Consider the following 15,991-nt stretch of genomic DNA (forward strand, 5'->3'; position numbering starts at 1 on the left):
TTGAAGTCGACGTGGGTTGGGTGTTCAGTCCAGCTCGCGCAGCCGGTTGAAGGCTTCGTCGATTCGCTCGACCGGCACGATCCGCATCCCCTCCACCGCCTGCTTGGGCGCGTTCGCCTTCGGTATCACCGCAATCGAGAACCCCAGCTTGGCCGCTTCCCGCAAACGCTCCTGCCCGCGCGGCGCCGGCCGGATCTCGCCGGCCAGGCCGACTTCCCCGAACACCACCAGCCCGCGCGGCAGTGGCTTGTTGCGCATCGAGGACTGGATCGCCAGCAGCACCGCCAGGTCGGCGGCCGGTTCGGCAATCTTGACCCCGCCGACCGCGTTGATGAACACATCCTGGTCGAACGCCGCCACCCCGGCATGCCGGTGCAGCACCGCCAGCAGCATCGCCAGCCGGTTCTGCTCCAGCCCCACCGACAGCCTGCGCGCATTCGGCAAATGGCTGGCGTCGACCAGCGCCTGGATCTCGACCAGCAGCGGCCGCGTGCCCTCCTGCGTCACCATCACGCACGATCCCGGCACCTGGTTGTCATGCTGCGACAGGAACAGCGCCGACGGATTCGACACGCCCTTCAGGCCTTTTTCGGTCATGGCGAACACGCCCAACTCATTCACCGCGCCGAAGCGGTTCTTGATCGCGCGGACCAGCCGGAAGCTGGATTGCGTGTCGCCTTCAAAATAGAGCACCGTGTCGACGATGTGTTCGAGCACGCGCGGCCCCGCCAGCGCGCCCTCCTTCGTCACGTGGCCGACCAGGATGATCGTGATGCCGCTCTGCTTCGCGACCCGGGTCAGCTGGGCCGCGCACTCGCGCACCTGCGCCACCGAGCCGGGCGCGGAGCTGAGCGCGTCCGAATACAGGGTCTGGATCGAGTCGATCACCGCCACTTCCGGCTTGTGCTCGGCCAGCGTGCCGAGGATTTTCTCGAGCTGGATCTCGGCCTGCAGCTTCAGTTCGCGCGCATCCACCGCCAGCCGCTTGGCGCGCAGCGCGATCTGGGCGCCGGATTCCTCGCCGCTGACGTACAGCGTCTTGCGCACCTGCGAAATGCTCGATAGCGCCTGCAGCAGCAGGGTCGATTTGCCGATCCCCGGGTCGCCGCCGATCAGCACCACGCCGCCGGCCACCAGGCCGCCGCCCAGCACGCGGTCGAATTCCTCGATGCCGGTGCCAAAGCGCGGCACGTCGATCGCCTCGATGTCGGCCAGCGACAGCACCGGCGCGGTCTGCGCCAGGCTCTTGAACTGCGACTGCGACATGCGGTTGGCGCCGGGCGCCTCGACCACCGTCTCGGCCATCGTGTTCCAGGCCTTGCAGTCGCCGCATTGGCCGGTCCAGCGCGTGGCGGTCCCGCCGCACTCGCTGCAGACGAAGCTGGTGCGCGCCTTAGCCATGCGTCCCCACCCGGCCTTCGCGCACGCGCACCCGCGGCGCCAGCGCGCACATCAGCTCATAGCCGATGGTGCCGGCCGCATGCGCCACTTCGTCGATCGGCAGGCCGTCGCCCCACAGCGTGACCTTGCTGCCCACGCGCGCATTGGCCACCGGGGTCAGGTCGACCGCCATCATGTCCATCGACACCCGGCCCACCAGTGCGGTGCGCACGCCGTCCACCACCACCGGGGTGCCGTGCGGCGCGTGGCGGGGGTAGCCGTCGGCATAACCGCAGGCCACCACGCCGACCGTCATCGGGCCGGTGGCCTCGAAACGGCTACCGTAGCCGACCGTGTCGCCGGCATCGATGTGCTGGATGCCGATGATCGCGGAAGTCAGCGTCATGGTCGGCAGCAGGCCGAATGCGGCCGCGCTCTTGCCGCCCGGGGTGCCGCCATACAGCATGATGCCGGGACGGACCCAGTCCGACTGCAGTTCGAGGTCGGAAGAATGCAGCACGCCGCCGGAATTGGACAGGCTGCGCTGCCCGGCCAGCCCTTCAGATCCCGACTTGAAGCGCCGCACCTGCTCGTGCATCGGCAGGCGCGGGTGCTCCAGTTCATCGGCGTTGGCGAAGTGGGTCATCATCGTGATCGAGCGGATGCCGGGGATCGCGGCCAGGCGCTGGTGCGCGGCAGCGTATTCGGCGGGCATGAAGCCCAGGCGGTTCATCCCGGTATTCATCTTCAGGTGGACATCGATCGGTCGATACAGCTTGGTATATTCAAGCATCTTGATCTGCTCGATGCAGTGGATGGCCGGGTTCAGCGCATGTTCGGCCAGCAGCGGGATGTCCGAGTCGTCAAAAAAGCCCTCCAGCAGCAGGATCGGCTTGGTCCAGCCCAGTTCGCGCAAGCGGACCGCGTATTCCGTTTCGACCAGCGCCAGCCCGTCGGCCTGGGCAAAGCCGCGCATCCCGCGCTCCAGTCCGTGGCCATATGCATTAGCCTTGACCACGGCCCACACCTTCGACTGAGGGGAACAGGCGCGGGCGACGGACAGGTTGTGCTGCATGGCATCCAGGTGGATCGTGGCGCAAAGCGGGCGAGGCATGACGGACTTTTTGAAGAGATAACGAGAATGTATATTTTACCGGACGCAGCACTTTCGGATGCCCGAATTCTTTGGGCATGGGGCCTTTCATGGTATAAAGCAACCCAGTCCAGTTTTTAGAACCTCCCGAATGAACCGTGGTTTTTATACCATCATGGCGGCGCAGTTTTTTTCGTCGCTGGCAGATAACGCGCTTTTATTTGTTGCGATCGATCTGCTAACGTCGATGAAAGCCCCGGCTTCGCTGACTCCGCTCCTGAAGCTGTCCTTCGTGTTGTTCTACGTGCTGTTCGCCGCATTCCTGGGCGCCTTCGCCGACTCGCTGCCCAAGGGGCGCGTCATGTTCATCGCGAACCTGATCAAGGTCGTCGGTTGCTCGATGATCTTCCTGCACGTCCATCCCCTGGTCGCCAACGCGGTGGTCGGTTTTGGCGCAGCCGTGTACTCGCCCGCCAAGTACGGCATCCTGACCGAGCTGCTGCCGGCCGAAAAACTGGTGCTTGCCAATGGCTGGATCGAGGGCCTGACCGTGATGTCGATCATTCTCGGCACCGTAATGGGCGGCGTGCTGGTCGGCCCCGACGGCGGCACCTGGCTGGTCAACAACGTCGACGTGCCGATGATCGACACCGGCATCACTTCGCCGTACGAAGCCTCGCTGCTGGTGATCGTGGCCGTGTACGCGCTGGCGGCACTATTCAACCTGCGCATCCCGGACACCGGCGCGCGCTACCCGCACCAGGAAAAGAACCCGGCGCGCCTGATCGTCGATTTCGCCAACTGCTCGGCCACCCTGTGGAAGGACAAGCTGGGCCAGATCTCGCTGGCCGTGACTACCCTGTTCTGGGGCGCCGGCGCGACCCTGCAGTTCATCGTGCTGAAATGGGCCGAGCGCTCGCTGCACATGAAGCTCGACAAAGCCAGTGGCCTGATCGGCGTGGTCGCCATCGGCGTGGCAGTCGGCGCGGCGATGTCGGCCAAGATGATCCCGCTGAAGAAATCGCTGTCGGTGATCCCGCTCGGGATCATCATGGGCCTGGTGGTCGCCAGCATGGCCCTGGTGCACTCGGTCGGCGTGGCCTACGTGCTGCTGTCGATCATCGGCTTCCTGTCGGGCTTCTTCGTGGTGCCGATGAATGCGATGCTGCAGCACCGTGGCTACGTGCTGATGAGCGCCGGTCACTCGATCGCGGTGCAGAACTTCAACGAGAACCTGTCGGTGCTGACCATGCTGGCGCTATACGCGATCATGATCACGCTGAATCTGAACCTCGACTTCATCATTGTGCTGTTCGGGCTCTCGCTGGCCGGCACCATGTACTTCATCATGCGCCGCCACAATGCGAACCAGGCGCAGCATGATTCGCTGGCCTTGATTGGCGAGCATAAGCACTAGGCCCGCCACCTCGCGTTAGATTCCGTCATTCCCGCGAACGCGGGAATCCCATTTCCCCAGCGGGTGGCTACGTCAACCGTGGTTGTCACGCAAGCAAAATGGGGTTCCCGCTTTCGCGGGAACAACGGTTTTAATTGAGCTTCGGAGCATGCCCGCGCTTCGTCAGCTCCTCCATGATCAGGTCGCAGTGGTCGCCCTGCACTTCCAGCACGCCATCCTTAACCGTTCCGCCGGACCCGCACGCCGTGCGCAATTGCTTGCCCAGCAAAGCCAGAGCAAGTGGATCGAGCGCCAATCCCTTCACCAGCGTCACCGTCTTGCCGCCCCGGCCCTTCGTCTGGCGCGACACCTTGACGATGCCGTCCCCCACGGGCACCGTCCTGGCCTGGCACGCACACGCCGCAATGGGACGCCGGCATGCGGGACACATACGCCCGCCATCAGTGGAATACACAAGGCCGCTACTGCTATTTTTCATGCTCACATCCAATAAGGCGAACGCCTGACGCAAAAATCGCCCAGCTTTAAGTTCCAGAAATTTGCGGCGCCCTGCGTGCCGCCGCCCTGTCCCGCCAATCGTTCGGCACGATAAACCCACGTTCCATTTCCTCGAACAGCCCTGGCTCCTCGCGCACCATCGACACCAGCACCGGCGAGGGATTGGTGTCGAACTGCGCTTCGAGTTCGGCGTGCAGCTCAGCGCGATTGAGGATCCAGCTCGCCGAGCGCGCGCGGAACGGCGGCAGCCATTGCAGCTTCGGCAGCATCAGGAAGGCATCCCCGCTGAGCTGCTCGATCTCGTCCAGCGAACACCAGAAGCCGCGGCAGTGCTGCGCCGAGATGCCTGAAATCGACGGCCACGTCCCCAGCGGATAGAAGAGCCAGCCCTTGACCAGCGCGTGCGCGGCTGTCACCGGCCGTGGCAGCACCGCCTGCGCCGCGGGATGCGATCCCAGCGCCAGCTGCTGCTCGACGATCTTGCGCATCTTCTTGCCAAGGCTGTCGGCCAGGTTCGGCCCGACCAGCTCATCGAAGCGGTTCGCCGCCTGGCCTTCCAGCAGATAGAACTTGGTCGCGAACTCGATGTGTTCGAGGCCGCCGTCGCCCGTATCGAGCAGGAAGTCGAACTCGCCGACCGTGTCGTTGCGCGCGGCGCGCACCTGCAGGCCATGCGCAACCAGCTGGCCGCGCTCCTGAAAATAGAAGGCCATCAGCTTTTCCGCATACAGCCCAAGCCGCGTGTACATGCGGTTGCCCAGCGCCGCATCGAGCGCCGTCGGATCGTAGTCGACGTCGGCCAGCCATTGCGCCACTGCGGGCGTCATGGGCCCCAGCGTGCCGACCTTGCCGTGCCAACCGGGGTCGTTCGGATCGAGCAGGTCCGGTGCATCGAGCAGCCAGGCCAGCGCACGCACCCGCGCGCGCCGCAGATGGCCCCAGCGGCGATGGAATTGCGCCTGGTAGGTGTCAGCCGGATCGCGCACGGGCCGCCCTCGCCCTGCACAGATCGGCCCAGGCCAGCGCCTTGTCGGCGCCGCGGCGCAGCAGTTCGCCGGGGTGCAGCGTGGCGACCAGCGGCACGCCCGCGAACTCGTGGACGCTGCCGCGGCTGCCCGCCAGCGGCTCGGACAGCGGCTGCCCGAGCAGGCCGTTGGCCGCGATCTGTCCCAGCGTGAGCACGGTGCCCGCACCACTCAGAACCAGTTCGCGTTCGAGATACGGACGGCAGGCCGCCGCTTCTTCCGCGGTGGGCGCGCGGTCGCCGCCCTTGGCGCTCAGCGGGCGGCACTTGACCAGGTTGGCGACGTAGACGTCGGCCGCGCGCGAGGCGCCGATCGCGGCGAGCATATTGTCGAGCAGCTTGCCGTTGTCACCGGCCAGCGGGGCGCCGGCTTCCTCGTCGGCTGCCGTGCTGGCGCCGGCGGCGACGAACCAGACCGCACGCTGCGCGCCCGCGCCGAACACCGGCTTGCGGCCATCCTTGGAGCAGGCGCCGCAGCGGGTGCAGCTGGCGACAGCGGCGCGCAGCTGATCCCAGTCCATGCTGGCGACGTCGGCGGCTTCCGGTTCGGCGGGTGCCGCTTCCGCCCGCGGCGCCGGCGCGGCCAATGCCGATGCGGACTGCGCCACGCGCGATTCCAAGCGCGCCGCCGGCTCGGCGATTGGGGCATCGGCCGGCGCCGCCTCCGTCGCCTCCACCGGCACCTCCCGCAAGGTCCACAGCGGCCCGATGCCCATCTCGGCCAGGAAGGCCGCGTCGCGCGCGTTCATAGTTCCAGCCTCATCACGATGGCATCCTCGCGCTGGCCTTCATGCGCGGGATAGTAGCCCTTGCGGCGCCCGATTTCGATGAATCCGTACTGCCGGTAGACCTGCAGCGCGCGCTCATTGGTGGGGCGCACTTCGAGCAGGATCGAACGCATGCCGTGCTCGCGCGCGCGCAGCGACGCCTTGTCGAGCAGCCAGCGGCCCAGGCCCTCGCCCTGCCGCTCGCCCGCCACCGCCACGTCCAGCAAATGCGCCTCGTCGATCGCGTACAGCAGCAGGAAGTAGCCGGCCAGGTCGCCCAGCGGGTCGCGCACGACCCAGGCGTCGTAGCCGCTGGCGATCGAGTCCATGAAGTTCGCGCGCGACCACGGGTGGGGGAACACGCTGTCTTCGAGCGCGCTCACCTCGTCGACGTCGGCGAGCGTCATCGGCGCGAAATCGAGGAGGTCGTGGACGCTGCTCATCACGCTTCGCCCTTGGCCGCGTTGATGGCCTGCCGCTCGGCGTAGGTGTAGGCCACCTTGTTCCGCAAGTACAGCGGCTGCGCCTGGTCCGCCGGCACGGCCTGCCCGGCCGCGAGCGCGGCCACGGCCAGCACGGCGAGTTCGCGCGCGTGCGGCACGATGCCGGCGTCGGCGCCAGCCGCGAAAGCCTTCCCTGCGAACTGTTCGGCGTAGGCCGCGAAGCCGTTGCCACAGGCCGCCAGGCCGTCAACCAGCTGCGGCGCGACGGCGTCCGGGCTGCCCAGCGCCGGCGGGCACACCACCTGCCAGCCATCGTCGAACCGGTACTGCGCCCAGTAGACCTCGCCCATGCGCGCGTCCAGCACGGCCAGCACGTCGGATGCGCCGGTGCGCTCGCGACAGGCTTGGGCCATCGCTTCCAGCGTCACCAGCGGCAGCACGGGAAGGTCGGCCCCGAAAGCCAGACCCTGCGCCACGCCGCAGGCGGTGCGCACGCCGGTGAACGAACCCGGCCCGGCGCCGAACGCGACGGCGTCGCAGTCGGCCAGTGCGATGCCGGCTTCCTTCAGTAATTCCTGCACCATCGGCAGCACGGATTGCGAATGGGTGCGCACGCCGGAGGACTCGCGAAAAGCCAGGCGCGCGCCGGCCAGTAGCGCGCAGGACGCCAACTCGGACGACGTTTCGATAGCAAGAATGATAGGCATCCCTTATTTTAACCCGGCGCCGGGCCGACGATCCATGCTCGGCCGTGCCGGCAAATGCGCGCCGATGTAGAATGCGGCCCATGCACAGCATCACTCTCGAGCTTGATAACCGCGACAAGGTCGCCGCCGCCCTGGCTGGCGAGCGGCTGATCGTGGCCTGCCTGTGTGCCGCCTGGTGCGGCACCTGCGGCTCCTACCGCGCCGCCTTCGAAGCGCTGGCCGCGCGCCATCCGGAACATGCCTTCGTCTGGATCGACATCGAGGACCAGGCCGATGTGGTGGGCGACCTCGATGTCGAGAACTTCCCCACCCTGCTGCTGCAGCGCGGCGAGACCGTGGCCTTTTTCGGCACCGTGCTGCCCGATCCGCACGTGGCCGAGCGCATGATCCAGGCCCAGGCCGACCACAGCGAAGCCGAACTGGCGCGGCTGGCGCAGTCGAGCGAGGAGCGGCGCCAATGGCAACGCGAGGCCAACCTGCGCGCGCTGCTGCGCGACGCCGGCTGAAGCTGCCGCAAAGGCGTGCAATTCCGGTATCATCCGGCAGGTCAGCCTACCCAACAATAACGTGACAAACTCCACCGAGACCGACTCGCCACTGGCGTCGCGCGCCCTGAACCTCCTCGACTGCGGGGTCATCGTGGTGGACGCGAACCACGAGATCATGGTCTGGAACGCCTGGCTGGCGCCGCGTTCCGGCCGCTCCGCGGCGCGCGTGCGCAAGCAATCGCTGTTCGATGTCTTCCCCACGCTGCGCGGTTCGCGGGTCGAGGCCGCGGTGCTGGCGGCGCTGGCCGACAATACCGCCACCGCCATCCCGCTGTCCGACAACCGTACGCCCTTCCCGCTGCGCCAGGCCGGCAGCTTCGACGGCGCGCCAATCGACCAGTCGGTCGCGGTCACGCCCTTCGACGAGGACGGCGAACGTTACTGCCTGATCGAGATCCGCGACATCAGCGGCGCCATGGACCGCGAGCGCCGCCTGCTGGACCATGCGGAATCGCTGCGCGCCCGCTCCTACGTGGATGGCCTGACCGGTATCGCCAACCGCCGCTATTTCGACGTCGCCATCGACCGCGAGCTGCGGCGCGCCCAGCGCCACGACCGCGAGCTGTCGCTGCTCCTCATCGATATCGATTCCTTCAAGGCCTACAACGACCACTTCGGCCACCAGCAGGGCGACACCTGCCTGACCGCGGTGGCGCAGGCACTGGCCGGGCAGCTCAAGCGCCCGGCGGACGTGGCGGCGCGCTATGGCGGCGAGGAGTTCGCGGCGATCCTGCCCGACACCACCGCGGAACAGGCGCGCGGCGTGGCCAACGCCATCCGCGAACATGTCGCCTCACTCGGCATTCCCCACGCCCCGGCTGCCGGCCGGCCATGCGTCACGCTCAGCATCGGCGTGGCCAGCTTCAGCAAGGAGCGGCTGAACGAGACGGCGGTATTGATCGAAGCGGCGGACAAGGCGCTGTACGCAGCCAAGCACAATGGCCGCAACCTGGTGGTGGTCGACGGCGAGGGCTAGCAGGCTACAAGCGCGCAGTCCACAGTCAGGCGCAGCCGCTGCATCGTCAGGGCCGAGCTTGCAGGGCTGAGCTTGCTTCCGATGTCGCTTGGCGATCCGGCCTAGCGGCGTGTAGATGGGCCAGGTCTTCGACATCCCTGCCGTATTTCGTCTCAAATCCCTGCGCGCACTGTCTAATCCTGTCGATTTCTGTCGATTCCTGCGATCTACCATGTGCTCGTTCGAAAATAGACAGGAACCGACAAAAACAGACAAGATGCGCCACCGAGTGCAAGCAAGGCGCTGCATCGGAGTTTTTGAGAAGGTCATGCATACCGCCCCGCGCCGGGGATGAATTGACGGCATGTAGCAAGCGGCCCGCAAGACGGCAGGCGATGTCGCCGCCCTCAATGTCGCCGCCCTCAATGTCGCCGCCCTCGATGTCGCCGCCCTCAACTAGAAGCGGGCCGTCGCGCGCTGCAGCAGCACGGCCAGGCCGTAGCAGATGGCCAGCACCGGCAGGTAGATCGCGAACGTCCAGGTTTGCAGCGTCCCGAACGCGGCGCGGTACAGGGCGACCGCCGCCAGCACGATGAACATGTGCGACAGGTACAGTTCGTAGCTGAGGGCGCCCGCGCGCGCCAGCCAGCCAAGCCCGCGCCGCGCGACCGTCGGACGCGCTGGCGCGCCAAGCAGGACCAGGCTGGCGCCGAAGCACAAGCAGTACAGCCCGGACTTGTGCAGGTAGCGATGCGCGAGATCGCCCCAGCCCAGCACCAGCAGGATGCAGAACACACCGAACAGGGTCAGCGCCCGCGCGTCGCGCGCCGACGGTCTCCAGCGCCGCGCCAGCAGCGCCGTGAGCACGCCCCAGGCGATCGCCGACATGCCCGGCAGGTAGGCCTTCTCCCACCACACCTCATCGGCCGAAGGCACCAGGTCGCGCAGTGGGACCAGGCTCGCGGCAAGCAGCACCAGCGCGCCAATCAGCAGCCGGCGCGGCAGCCACAGGCACAGCAAGGGAAAGCCGAGGTAGAACACCTCTTCGATCGACAGTGACCACAGCACGTCCCAACCCGCCGGCGCCCAGCCGGTGCGGCCCTCGTACCAGTTGAAAGTGAAGCTCAGCGCGGACCCGAGGAGTCCCGACAGCGACTGGCGCGCGCCGTCCGGAGCGAAGCCCTTCACACCGAACCATGCCAGCCCGGAGAGCGCCGCCAGCGTCGCCAGCAGCAGCGGCACGATGCGCCGTGCGCGGGCACGGTAGAAGCGTGCGAGGTCGACCCGTTCGAGGGCGCCGTGGCGATCGAGGATGCGGGTGGTGATCAGGCAGCCGGAGATGACGAAGAAAATGAATACGGCTTCGTAGCCGTTGAAACTGACCGCATCGAGCAGGCGCCTGGGCAGCCACGCGCCGAGCAGGCTGGGTCTGAGCGGCGCGCGGAACGGCAGCGCCAGGTGGTGCACGACCACCAGCAGGATCGCGCAGCCGCGCAGGCAGTCGATGCCGAAGTTACGGGCCGGCGCGGCGACGGTCGCCTTGGCGGCCAGCGGCGCCGCAACCGGTGCCTGTGCGAGCTGCGCCGTCATCAGGCCAGCCGCAGCGGCAGCTTGCGCAGGCGCTGGCCGGTCAGCCTGAACACGGCGGCGGCGACGGCCGGAGCGACCGGCGGCAGGCCCACCTCGCCTACGCCGGTCGGCAGTTCGGCGCTCGGCATCACGAAGGTCTCGACCACCGGCGCCTGGTGCATGCGCAGCACCGGGTAGTCGCCGAAATTGGACTGCTGCACGCGCCCGTCCTTGATCGTGATCTCGCCCATCAGCGCCGCCGACAGGCCGAACACCACCGCCGACTCCATCTGCTGGGCGACGATGTTCGGGTTGACCACCATGCCGCAGTCGACCACGCAGACCACGCGATGCACGCGGATCTCCTTGCCCTCGACCGACACTTCGGCCACCTGCGCGACCGTGCTGCCGAAGGACTGGTGCAGGGCCACGCCATGCGCCCTGCCCGCGGCCGGCTGGCCGGCCAGCGCCAGCGCCTTGTCGAGCAGCGCCAGATGGCGCGGATGCCGCGCCAGCAGCGCCCGCCGCAGCGCGACCGGATCCTTGCCGGCGGCGTGCGCGACCTCGTCGAAGAAGGCCTCTTTGAAGAAGGCGTTGTGCGAATGCCCGACCGCGCGCCAGTACCCGACCGGCACGCCGGCATCCACGATCACGTGCGCCACGCGCTGGTTCGGTATCTCATACTGCATGTCGAACTCGCCCTCGGCCGTGGTCTTGTCCGGCCCCACGCCCGGCAGGCCGAGGTTGCGCGGATAGTACTGGTGACCGATCGAGGCGCTGGCGGACTTGCTTTCCCACGCCAGCACATTGCCGGCCGCGTCCAGCCTGGCCTTGAAGCGCGCCAGCGCGGCCGGGCGATAGACGTCGTGCGTGACGTCTTCCTCGCGGGTCCAGATCACCTGCACCGGCTTGCCGCCGGCCTGCATGGCCACCGCCACTGCCTGCGCGACCATGTCGGCCTCCAGCCGCCGGCCGAAGCCGCCGCCGATGAAGGGCAGCTCGATCGCCACGTCCTCGCGCGCGACGCCGGCCACGCGCGCCGCCACGTCGACCGCGATGCTCGGCACCTGGGTGCCGACCCACAGCCGGACCTTGCCGCCCGCGACTTGCGCGGTGCAGTTCACCGGTTCCATCGTGGCATGCGCGAGGTAGGGCGCGCGGTATTCGGCGGTCACGGTTTTGGCCGCGGCCACGTCGATGCTGCCGATGTTGTGATAGGCGAAGCCGGATTCCTCGTCCAGCGCCTGCGCGAACTGGGCGAACACCGCCTCGCTCGACAGCTGCTGGTGCTTGCCCTCGTTCCAGTTCACCTGCAGCGCGGCCACGGCCTGCTTCGCGCGCCACCAGTGCGAGGCGATCACGGCGAGACCCGCGCCGGCGCCCGTCAGCGGCTCCAGCGCGGCCGAGATATCCACCACCTTGACCACGCCCGGCATCGCCTCGGCCTTGCCGGCGTCATACGACGCGAGCGTGCCGCCTGCGACCGGCGACATGCGCACCGCCGCGTACAGCATGCCGGGAATCCGCGCGTCGATGCCGAAGGCGGCGCTGCCATCGGCCTTGGCCGCCGAGTCTCGGCGCGGCGCAGGACGGCCGATCAGCTTGAAGTCGCGCGGCTGCTTGAGCGTAACGTCGCCGGCGTCGATGTCCGCGCCCAGCTCCGCCGCGCGCGCCGCCAGCGCCGTGTAGGCCAACTTGCGGCCATCCTTGTGGACCACGTGGCCGCCCTCGGTGCGGCAGTCGGCCGGATTGGCCTGCCACTCCGCGGCCGCGGCCTTGAGCAGCATCGCGCGCGCAACCGCGCCGGCCTCGCGCATCGGCTGCCATGCATCGCGCACGCTGGTCGAGCCGCCCGTGAACATGATGCCCAGCTCGCGCCCGACCTTGGCCAGCAGCCACTGCGCGCCTTGTTTGGCCGAGCCGCGATCGTCAGGATGAAAGGGCAGGTTGTCTTCGATGACGGCGAGGTTGGCGTAGATCTTGTCGATCGGCGGCTGCATCACGCGCACCCGGTCGAGCGGCACGTCGAGCTCCTCGGCCACCAGCATCGGCAGCGCGCTGTGCACGCCCTGCCCCATTTCGCTGCGCGGCACCACCACCGACACGCTGCCGTCCGGGTTCAGCACCACCCAGCCGTTGAGGGCGACCGCGCCATCCCGCACCGGCAGCGGCAGGCGGGAACGCAGGCGCTGGCGCGGCGGCGCCACGCCCCAGCCGACCACCAGCGCGCCGCCCAGCGCCAGCCCCGCCAGCAGGAAGCGGCGCCGCTTGCGGCGCGCCGGCGCCTCAGCCTTCAATGATTGCAACGTCTCGCTCATGGCGGCGTCCCCAGTGCGCCAGCAGCTCGTCGGCGCCGACCGGCTGGCTGTAGTAGAAGCCCTGCGCCCGGTTGCAGCCGTGGCGCAGCAGGAAGGCCGCCTGCTCGGCGGTCTCGACGCCCTCGGCGATCACCGACAGGTTCAGGCTCTTGCCAAGCTGGATGATGGCGACCGTGATCGCCTCGTCGTTGGCGTCCGAGGAGATGTCCTTGATGAAGCTGCGGTCGATCTTCAGGGTCTGCACCGGCAGCTGCTTGAGATAGGCCAGCGAGGAATAGCCGGTGCCGAAGTCGTCGATCGCCAGGCCCACGCCCACCGCGCGCAGGTCGTTGATGCAGGCCAGCGTGTCGCCGGTATTCATGATGACCGATTCGGTCACTTCCAGTTGCAGGCGCTGCGGTTCCAGCCCGGTCTCGCGCAGCACCTGGTCGACCATCAGCGTCACGCTGCCGCGCTCGAACTGGCGCACCGACAGGTTGACCGCCAGCTTGGGCACCTGCAGGCCGTCCTCCTGCCAGCTCACCATCTGGCGGCAGGCCTCGGCCAGCACCCACTTGCCCAGCTGGCTGATGAAGCCGATGTCCTCGGCCAGCGGGATGAAGCGCGCCGGCGGCACCAGTCCCAGCTCGGGATTCTGCCAGCGCACCAGCGCCTCCACGCCGATCAGGCGGCCGGTGTCGATTTCCACCTGTGGCTGGTACTGCAGGTAGATCTCGTTCTTCTCGATCGAGCGGCGCAGCATGGCTTCGATGAGCAGGCGCTCGACGCCTTCGCCGGTCATCGACGGTGCATAGAACTGGAAGTTGTTGCGGCCGCGCGCCTTGGCCTGGTACATGGCCACGTCGGCGTTCCGGATCAGCATGTGCACGTCGGTGGCGTCGTGCGGATACATGCTCACGCCGACGCTGCAGGTCACGAACAGTTCGTAGTCCGAGACGGTGAAGGGCTGGTCGAACATCGCCACCAGCTTGTTGGCCACGTGGCTGGCGCTGCGCTCGCCGTCGACGTTCTCCAGCAGGACGATGAACTCGTCGCCGCCGAGTCGCGCCAGCGTGTCGCCTTCGCGCAGCTGGCCGGACAGGGCCTGCGCGACCTGCTTGAGCAGCTCGTCGCCGACCTGGTGGCCGAGCGTGTCGTTGACGTTCTTGAAGCGGTCCAGGTCGATGAACAGCACCGCCAGCTGGCTCTTGTTGCGGGCCGCCTGTGCCAGCGCGTGCTGCAGGCGGTCGTGGAACAGCAGCCGGTTCGGCAGCGCGGTCAGGGCGTCGTGGTGGGCCAGGTGATCGAGCTTGGCCTGCGCTTCCTTGGCGCGCGTGATGTCGCTGAACACCGCCACGTAGTGCGCCACCTCGCCCTCGTCGTCGCGCACCGCGGACACCGTCAGCCACTCGAGGTAGATCTCGCCGTTCTTGCGGGTGTTCCAGATTTCGCCGCGCCAGAAGCCGGTCTCCGCCAGGTCGCGCCACAGCGCCTCGTAGAAGCCCGGTTCGTGCAGCTTGGAGCGCGTCAGGCTCGAATGCTGGCCGACCGCCTCGGCCTGGGTGTAGCCGGTGATCTGGGTGAAGGCCGGGTTGATGGCGATGATCTTGCCGGTCAGGTCGATCACCATCACGCCGTCGGCGATGTGTTCGAGCGCGGTGGCCCACAGCCGCAGCTCCTCGTCGGCCTGCTTGCGGTCGGTGATGTCGGCGTACACCCAGATGCTGCCTTCGTGCGGATGCAGCGGGTCGAGCGCGCGGCCGGTCACCTGGCACCAGACCAGCGAACCGTCGCGCCGGCGCAGCTGCAGCTCTTCCTCGACCTTGCCGCCTTCGCCGAGGATGCGATAGGAGCGCCGGACCGCCCCTTCATAGGCTTCGTTCGAGGTGAACAGCTGCGCGGTGGGCACGCCCACCATCTGCCCGTTGGCGTAGCCGAACAGCTCCTCGAAATGGCGGTTGGCGGCGGCCACCCGGCGCTCGCGCACGAACAGCACGCCCAGCATCACGTTGTCGAGGATGATGCCCTGCTCGGTCAGCAGTTCCTCGATCTGCACCTCGTGGTGCTTGCGCTCGCTGATGTCGTAGATGATGCCGTCGATGTGGAAGTCGGGGCTGCCCGGGCTGCCGTGCGGCTGGCCGCTTTCCAGCACCCAGCGCTCGATGCCCCAGGCGTCGATCAGGCGGTATTCGACCTCGTAGGCGCGGCCGGCCTGCACCGCTTCCTTCACGGTGCGCAGCTGCATGCGGCGGTCTTCCGGGCAGATGATGTCGGACCAGCAGGCGGCCGGGGCGCCGATGAAGTGGCGTGCCGGGAAGCCGGTGATCTCTTCGGCGGCGTCGCTGACGAATTCGATGGCGCCGCCGGGGCGCGCGCGGAACACCACGCCGGGGATCTGCGACACGATCGAGCGGAAGCGCGCCTCGCGCTTGCCGATGTCCTCGAACAGGCCGCGGATGGCGATCCGCATGCGGTCCATCTGGGCGCCCAGCCGGCCCAGTTCATCGTGGCCGGCCAGCGCCAGCGGGGTATCGAACTCGCCGCGCGACAGGCGGTCGGAAAAACTGGTCAGGGTGCGCAGCGGCAGCAGCAGCCGGTGCTTGAGGAACAGGACGATCAGCAGCAGCGACACGCCCAGCTGCCCGGCCAGCACCAGCGCGTAGTTGGACTGCTTGGCGCGCAGGTCCTGCAGGCTGCGCTCGTCGTCCATGTCGACCGTGATCGAGCCGATCGGCTGGCCGCGCACGAACACCAGCCGGTGCGCGTGGTAGACCTGGCCGCCCGCCACCCGCGCCGAGCGCAGGTCGACGAAATCGCTGTCGGCCTGGCCGCGCACGCGCACGCGCAGCACGGCCGGGTCGCGCATCACGGATTCGGCCAGCAGGCGCGCCGGCTCCGCATTCATGTTCCACAGCGACTCCTGCACGCCGAGCGCGAGGATGTCGGCATTCCGCTGCAGCGACTCGTTGAGCGCGGTGGCGGCGGCATGGCGCTCCTGCACGCCGACCAGCAGGTAGCTTCCCACGAGCGCCGGAATCGCCAGGCCGCCGATCACGACCAGCAGCAGCGCGCCATAGATCGACCTTCCGTAGAGCTTGCGCAGCCGGGTCGGGAATCGCAGGAAAGTCCTCGCCATCGAAATGCCGGAATCGTGTCAATGATCGGGCGATTATGCCCCAGAATGTCGATTCGAAGTCATTACGATTGCGCGGAAGCAACAATTTTTTCCGTGGAGCCAAGCAAGCAAGCTGCGCGGGGAATTGTTATGATTTGCACCACTTTCAAGGAGGAGC

The 15,991-nt window shown here is 67.8% G+C and carries 13 protein-coding genes; 3 read left to right on the forward strand and 10 right to left on the reverse strand.

What is annotated here, in order from left to right:
- Positions 1-24 precede the first annotated feature (24 nt).
- Positions 25-1,401, reverse strand: a complete 1,377-nt coding sequence (gene radA, locus NX778_RS18470; RefSeq protein ID WP_258813252.1) for a DNA repair protein RadA — start codon at positions 1,399-1,401, stop codon at positions 25-27.
- Entirely contained in the window at positions 1,394-2,494 is a 1,101-nt protein-coding gene (gene alr, locus NX778_RS18475) for an alanine racemase (RefSeq protein ID WP_258813253.1), read from the reverse strand. Before alr ends, radA begins: the two co-directional genes overlap by 8 nt.
- Before the next feature lie 130 nt (positions 2,495-2,624).
- Here alr and lplT point away from each other — a divergent pair, with 130 nt between their 5' ends.
- Positions 2,625-3,890, forward strand: a complete 1,266-nt coding sequence (gene lplT / locus NX778_RS18480; RefSeq protein ID WP_258813254.1) for a lysophospholipid transporter LplT — start codon at positions 2,625-2,627, stop codon at positions 3,888-3,890.
- A gap of 130 nt (positions 3,891-4,020) precedes the next feature.
- Here the strand turns inward: lplT and NX778_RS18485 are convergent, their stop codons facing one another.
- The 5 genes from NX778_RS18485 to tsaB are packed head-to-tail and all read right to left on the reverse strand — an operon-like array spanning position 4,021 to position 7,329.
- Positions 4,021-4,368, reverse strand: a complete 348-nt coding sequence (locus NX778_RS18485) for a translation initiation factor Sui1 (RefSeq protein ID WP_258813255.1) — start codon at positions 4,366-4,368, stop codon at positions 4,021-4,023.
- A gap of 46 nt (positions 4,369-4,414) precedes the next feature.
- Positions 4,415-5,374, reverse strand: a complete 960-nt coding sequence (locus NX778_RS18490; RefSeq protein ID WP_258813256.1) for a DUF1853 family protein — start codon at positions 5,372-5,374, stop codon at positions 4,415-4,417.
- Positions 5,358-6,161 carry a uracil-DNA glycosylase gene (locus NX778_RS18495; protein WP_258813257.1) on the reverse strand — a complete coding sequence of 268 codons (804 nt, stop codon included), beginning with the start codon at positions 6,159-6,161 and terminating at the stop codon, positions 5,358-5,360. The genes NX778_RS18490 and NX778_RS18495 overlap by 17 nt, the downstream gene beginning before the upstream one ends.
- Positions 6,158-6,622 carry a ribosomal protein S18-alanine N-acetyltransferase gene (gene rimI / locus NX778_RS18500; protein ID WP_258813258.1) on the reverse strand — a complete coding sequence of 155 codons (465 nt, stop codon included), beginning with the start codon at positions 6,620-6,622 and terminating at the stop codon, positions 6,158-6,160. The genes NX778_RS18495 and rimI overlap by 4 nt, the downstream gene beginning before the upstream one ends.
- Positions 6,622-7,329, reverse strand: coding sequence for a tRNA (adenosine(37)-N6)-threonylcarbamoyltransferase complex dimerization subunit type 1 TsaB (gene tsaB / locus NX778_RS18505; protein ID WP_258813259.1), 708 nt, complete (start codon positions 7,327-7,329; stop codon positions 6,622-6,624). Before tsaB ends, rimI begins: the two co-directional genes overlap by 1 nt.
- Before the next feature lie 80 nt (positions 7,330-7,409).
- On the opposite strand from tsaB, the gene NX778_RS18510 reads away from it, so the two are divergent.
- Entirely contained in the window at positions 7,410-7,835 is a 426-nt protein-coding gene (locus tag NX778_RS18510; protein WP_258813260.1) for a thioredoxin family protein, read from the forward strand.
- Between the two features lie 61 nt (positions 7,836-7,896).
- Positions 7,897-8,853 carry a sensor domain-containing diguanylate cyclase gene (locus tag NX778_RS18515; protein WP_258813261.1) on the forward strand — a complete coding sequence of 319 codons (957 nt, stop codon included), beginning with the start codon at positions 7,897-7,899 and terminating at the stop codon, positions 8,851-8,853.
- 435 nt (positions 8,854-9,288) lie between these two features.
- On the opposite strand, the gene NX778_RS18520 is transcribed toward NX778_RS18515, so the two are convergent.
- The 3 genes from NX778_RS18520 to NX778_RS18530 are packed head-to-tail and all read right to left on the reverse strand — an operon-like array spanning position 9,289 to position 15,834.
- The gene (locus NX778_RS18520; protein ID WP_258813262.1) at positions 9,289-10,422 is read right to left on the reverse strand and encodes an acyltransferase family protein; all 1,134 of its coding nucleotides are present in this window, start codon (positions 10,420-10,422) and stop codon (positions 9,289-9,291) included.
- Entirely contained in the window at positions 10,422-12,719 is a 2,298-nt protein-coding gene (locus NX778_RS18525; RefSeq protein WP_258813263.1) for a xanthine dehydrogenase family protein molybdopterin-binding subunit, read from the reverse strand. Before NX778_RS18525 ends, NX778_RS18520 begins: the two co-directional genes overlap by 1 nt.
- Positions 12,688-15,834, reverse strand: coding sequence for an EAL domain-containing protein (locus NX778_RS18530; RefSeq protein WP_258813264.1), 3,147 nt, complete (start codon positions 15,832-15,834; stop codon positions 12,688-12,690). Before NX778_RS18530 ends, NX778_RS18525 begins: the two co-directional genes overlap by 32 nt.
- Between the last annotated feature and the right edge of the window lie 157 nt (positions 15,835-15,991).

The sequence above is a fragment of the Massilia terrae genome (genome assembly GCF_024753145.1).
GTDB classification, from domain to species: domain Bacteria; phylum Pseudomonadota; class Gammaproteobacteria; order Burkholderiales; family Burkholderiaceae_D; genus Telluria; species Telluria terrae.